The following is a 5,461-nucleotide window of genomic DNA, read 5'->3' as shown; positions in this document are numbered from 1 at the left end:
CAAAAGAGCTGGAACAATATGTGGGTGGGCTATTCATTGCATCACCGCTCGGCGATTTTTGAAAGCGCTTCCCAGTTTGGGCGAATTAAAGGTGGGAGCAACTACAATACTATTTATTTCCAGTTCGAGTTTTAGCGCATCGCGAGATGCATATAGGTCGGATTTGCAACTGACTTATTTATCGCCCATTATGAGTAATGATGAATAATACTATGCTGCTTTCAACGAGAAATTTCGTATATCGTGCCAGAGTTAAGGCTGTTTGTGATGCATCTGATGAATCGGATGGCATAAGCACCATGAGTATCGACTCCTCATTCAATCTTCAAATTGAAGCGATAAATTGTACCAACGCTGAATTTGCCAAACGCTTTTTTGCCATTCACGGAGAAGGGCACTTGGAGGGCGATGAATGGTTGGTGTTGTACGTCAACTCTCTTGACGTTAAGGCGGGAGACAATATAGAAATCCGTAGCGATGTCGCGTTTAATGCGATGATCGAGAATATGATAAGCGAAGCTGAGCGGTCTTTAGAAAAAGTCTACCTCGATGCAATACGCAACTTGGAGAAAGTGAATCGTTTTTGACGATGTTAGAGACCCTATAAATACGATCAAGGCATCAGGATCCAAAAAGGGATTGGCGCGAACCAATCCCTTTTGTATTCTGGTTTATTCTAACTTACGCCATTGTTGCAAGTTGGCTTTGCGCTTCTGAAATGCCTTTTGCAGCCGCATCTTCACCCATGTTTAGCGCTTCTGCGTAAACAAATTCCACATCAGTGATTCCTACAAAACCCAGCACAGTGCGTAGGTATGGCGTAACGTTGTCAGTTGGTGAATCTTTATGAATACCACCACGAGTCGTTATTACAATCGCCTTTTTACCTTCAATCAAACCTTGAACGCCGTTTTCTGTGTATTTGAATGTCACGCCTGCACGAGCAATCAAATCAATCCAGTTTTTAAGCTGAGTCGGGATGGTAAAGTTGTACATTGGAGCGGCAATAACCAAAGTGTCTGCGGCCTTTACTTCTTCAATAAGGGTGTCAGACAAGTCGACCACCGCTTGCTGTTCTTGTGAAAGGTCTTCCGTAGCGCGCAGTGCAGTCGCAACGGCGAAGTCCAAAACAGGTAGCGGGTTTGCAGCCAAATCACGAACAGTAAGCTTGTCTTGGTCTACATTTTTGATGAAGTCTTCAACCAATTTGTTTGATTGAGAGTAATCGCCAAGGATGCTTGATTTTAGAGCTAGTACACGAGACATAATGGTTATTCCTTAAATAAGTGCTTTCGACTATGGGAGCCATTATAAGCAACGTAAGTGAGTTCAAAAGCCTAGCGATTCGCTGAACATGTTCGAAAAAATTGAATGAGCTTTCGGTTATCTTGTTACAGATCTTGTGTGATACAATCCGCGCAGTTTTTGTAATGAAAAGAATAGGAAACGCTTTGACTTCGTCACAGCCCCCAAAAAAGAATCTAGCTGAAGAGCAAGCGACACCGTCAAATGGTGCGCAAAAAGCGACAGCGAAACAAGCTCAAACACCTCAGGCTCAAGTGAATAGCGCGGCATCTCTGCGTAAAGCGCTGAATCAGTGCATGATGCGCGACCGTTTCCGCTTGAGTAAACGTATTTCTGGTGCAAGCAAAATTAAGAAGGACGCAGCGCGTAATGCTGTGTTCGACGAAATCGCATTAGACATCGCAAAATCCATGATGGTCGCAGAGCAGCGCAGCAACTACAAACCAACGATTGAATACCCAGAAATCCTGCCTGTAAGCCAAAAACGCGACGATATTGCGAAAGCGATCGAAGAAAACCAAGTGGTTATCGTCGCGGGTGAAACCGGTTCTGGTAAAACCACTCAGCTACCAAAAATCTGTGCTGAGCTTGGTCGCGGTAAATTTGGTCTGATTGGTCATACTCAGCCTCGTCGTCTTGCAGCGCGTTCGGTTGCTAACCGTATTGCCGAAGAGATGGAAACCAAGCTTGGTGAGTTTGTTGGTTACAAGGTTCGATTCAACGATCAGATCTCTGAAAATACCCAAATCAAATTGATGACGGACGGTATCTTGTTGGCTGAAATTCAGCATGACCGTTTCTTGAATCAATACGACACCATCATTATCGATGAAGCGCACGAGCGCAGCCTCAACATCGATTTCATCTTGGGTTACTTGAAAGAGTTGCTGCCACGTCGTCCTGATTTGAAAGTGATCATCACGTCGGCAACCATCGACCCAGAACGCTTCTCAAAACACTTCAACAATGCACCAATCATAGAAGTATCGGGTCGTACTTACCCAGTAGAAACACGTTACCGCCCACTAAGCGGTGATGACGACAATGATCGTGACCAGCTTGAAGGCATCTTCGAAGCGGTAGATGAACTGTGCGATGAAGGTTTAGGTGACATCCTGATTTTCATGAACGGTGAACGTGAAATCCGTGATACCGCAGATGCATTGTCCAAACGTAATCTGAAGAGCACGGAAATTGTGCCGCTTTACGCGCGTTTGTCGGCAGGTGAGCAGAATAAGATTTTCCAACCTCACACTGGTCGCCGAATTGTACTGGCAACCAACGTGGCAGAAACCTCGCTAACTGTTCCGGGCATTAAGTACGTTATCGACCCGGGTACGGCGCGTATCAGTCGATACAGTTACCGTACTAAGGTTCAGCGTCTTCCAATCGAGCCAGTTTCTCAGGCGAGTGCGAACCAGCGTAAAGGTCGTTGTGGTCGTGTGGAAGAGGGTATCTGTATTCGTCTGTACTCAGAGGAAGATTTTGAGTCACGCCCAGAGTTTACTGATCCTGAAATCCTACGTACCAATCTAGCGTCGGTTATCTTGCAAATGACGGCACTTGGTTTGGGTGATATTCAAGCGTTTCCGTTTGTGGAAGCACCGGATAAACGTAACATCCAAGACGGCGTGCGTTTGCTGGAAGAGCTTGGTGCGATTAACTCTGAGGTAAAAGACCCGAAAAAACGCCTGACTTCCATTGGTCGCCAATTAGCGCGTTTGCCAATCGATCCGCGCTTGGCGCGTATGGTATTGGAAGCGCCAAAATATGGTGCGCTTAAAGAAGTGATGATCATCGCAGCTGCCTTGTCGATTCAAGATCCACGCGAACGTCCTTCAGACAAACAACAATCGTCAGACGATAAACATCGTCGCTTCTTCCATGAAGAGTCGGACTTCCTGACATTTGTGAATTTGTGGGAATACATCCAAAAGCAGCAAAAAGCCTTGTCTAGCAATCAGTTCCGCAAACAGTGTAAGCAAGACTATTTGAACTACTTGCGCGTTCGCGAGTGGCAAGACGTGTACTTCCAAATTCATCAGTCGATGCGTGAGATGGAGTTCAAGCTTAACGATGAGCCCGCTTCTTACCATGGCGTACACAGTGCCATTTTGGTTGGTTTGCTGTCGCACATCGGCATGAAAGACCAAGAAAAGAATGAATATCAAGGCGCGCGTAATGCTCGTTTCCATATCTTCCCTGCATCAGGTCTATTCAAGAAACAGCCTAAGTGGATCATGTCTGCTGAGTTGGTGGAAACCTCAAAACTTTGGGGTCGTATCATCGCAAAGATTCAGCCAGAATGGATTGAACCGTTAGCTAAACACCTTATTAAACGTAGTTACAGCGAACCACATTGGTCGAAGAAACGCGCTGCGGTGATGGCGCACGAAAAAGTGATGCTTTACGGCGTACCAATCGTACCGAAACGCTTGGTCAACTACGGCAGTATCGATTCGACCGTAAGTCGCGAAATCTTCATTCGTAGTGCATTGGTTGAGGGTGAATGGGAAACCAAACACGCGTTCTTTAAGCAAAACCGTAAGCTTCTGCAAGAAGTGGAAGAGCTTGAGCATAAATCTCGTCGTCGAGACATCTTAGTGGATGATGATGAGCTGTTTGATTTCTATGACCAACGTGTTGGTACTGAAGTCGTTTCTGGCAAACACTTCGATACGTGGTGGAAAAAGGCATCTAAAGAAAATCCGGAACTGCTGAACTTTGAAAAAGAGATGCTGTTCAAGGGTGATGCTAGCCATGTGACCGATTTGGATTACCCGAACTTCTGGCATCAAAATGGTTTGAAGCTCAAATTGAGTTACCAATTTGAACCAGGCGATGATAGTGACGGTGTCACAGTGCATTTGCCGTTGCCGATTTTAAACCAAGTTGAACCAGCGGGTTTTGATTGGCAGATCCCAGGTTTACGCCATGAGCTTGTGGTTAGCTTGATTAAATCGTTGCCAAAGACAATTCGTAAGAACTTTGTGCCTGCGCCAAACTATGCCGATGCATTCTTAGCACGTGTCACGCCAATGGAAGCGCCGCTGCTAGATTCATTAGAGAAAGAGTTGCGACGCATGACGGGCGTAGAGGTACTGCGTGAAGACTGGAACTTGGAACAAGTACCTGAGCACTTGAAAGTCACGTTCCGCGCGGTTGATCATCGAAATCGTAAACTGAAGGAACATAAAGACCTTCATGAACTGAAAGAAAGTTTGAAAGACAAAGTTCAAGAAACGCTTTCCAAAGTTGCGGATGACGATATCGAACAGCAAGGTCTGCATACGTGGAGTTTTGGAGAATTGCCGAAAGTGTATCAACAAAAACGTGGCGGCTACGATGTAAAAGCGTATCCGGCGCTTGTTGATACCAAAGACAGCGTTGAAATCAAACTCTACGAAACGGAGTACGAGCAGATAACGGCAATGCGTGCTGGTCAGCGTCGCCTAATTTTATTGAACGTACCGTCGCCAATTAAATATTTGCACGCCAACTTACCGAACAAATCGAAGCTGGGTCTGTACTTTAATCCATACGGCAAAGTGCTTGATCTGATAGATGACTGCATTGCCTGTGGTGTCGATAAGCTTATTGAAGAGCAGGGTGGTTTAGTTTGGGAGCCAGAGAAGTTCGAAGCGTTGAAAGAACACGTTCGTGCTGAATTGGGTGACACCGTTGTAGAGATTGCTCAACAGGTTGAGACTATTCTGACCACGGCGTTTAGCATCAATAAGAAGCTAAAAGGCAAGATCGACTTCACAATGGCGTTTGCTCTGTCCGATATCAAAGCACAAATTGAAGGCTTGATCTTCAAAGGCTTTGCAACGGAATGTGGCTGGAAGCGCTTGCCGGATATTCTTCGCTACATGCGCGCGATAGAGCGCCGTATGGAGAAGTTGCCAATCGATCCAAACAAAGATCGTTTACATATGCTGAAGATTGAATCTGTGACTCAAGACTATAAAGAGTTGCTGAACAAGATCCCGAAAGGTGTGGCCATTCCTGAAAATGTAAAAGAAGTGCGTTGGATGATTGAAGAACTTCGCGTGAGTTACTTTGCTCAACAATTAGGCACTCCTTATCCTGTTTCTGATAAACGAGTCAAAAACGCGATTGATGCTTGCTAATCAACCAGTAAAATAGTGTCAGA

Annotated in this window: 3 protein-coding genes and 1 pseudogene; 3 read left to right on the top strand and 1 reads right to left on the bottom strand. The window is 45.5% G+C overall.

What is annotated here, in order from left to right; all coding sequences use genetic code 11:
* Together IQR33_RS35870 and IQR33_RS16505 are read left to right on the top strand one after the other, a co-directional pair.
* Window positions 1–135: pseudogene (locus tag IQR33_RS35870) on the top strand (MipA/OmpV family protein); the annotation flags it as partial.
* Between the two features lie 164 nt (window positions 136–299).
* Window positions 300–587 (top strand): hypothetical protein, encoded by a 288-nt coding sequence (locus tag IQR33_RS16505; RefSeq protein ID WP_005389458.1) that lies wholly within the window; start codon window positions 300–302, stop codon window positions 585–587.
* Window positions 588–681: 94 nt separating this feature from the next.
* Here the strand turns inward: IQR33_RS16505 and IQR33_RS16500 are convergent, their stop codons facing one another.
* Window positions 682–1,266, bottom strand: a complete 585-nt coding sequence (locus IQR33_RS16500) for an FMN-dependent NADH-azoreductase (RefSeq protein ID WP_025766683.1) — start codon at window positions 1,264–1,266, stop codon at window positions 682–684.
* A gap of 185 nt (window positions 1,267–1,451) precedes the next feature.
* Here IQR33_RS16500 and hrpA point away from each other — a divergent pair, with 185 nt between their 5' ends.
* On the top strand, window positions 1,452–5,438 hold the full coding sequence (gene hrpA / locus IQR33_RS16495; protein ID WP_170893799.1) for an ATP-dependent RNA helicase HrpA: 3,987 nt from the start codon (window positions 1,452–1,454) through the stop codon (window positions 5,436–5,438).
* Window positions 5,439–5,461 lie beyond the last annotated feature (23 nt).

Origin of the sequence: Vibrio sp. OPT46 (genome assembly GCF_015163535.1) — a bacterium.
GTDB lineage: Bacteria > Pseudomonadota > Gammaproteobacteria > Enterobacterales > Vibrionaceae > Vibrio > Vibrio alginolyticus.
This window is presented reverse-complemented; position numbering and strand designations above follow the sequence as displayed.

Bases quoted from the DNA above. Each gene is read 5' to 3' on its own strand.
- IQR33_RS16505 (WP_005389458.1), top strand. From the start codon at position 300: ATGAGTATCGACTCCTCATTCAATCTTCAAATTGAAGCGATAAATTGT.
- IQR33_RS16500 (WP_025766683.1), bottom strand. From the start codon at position 1,266: ATGTCTCGTGTACTAGCTCTAAAATCAAGCATCCTTGGCGATTACTCT.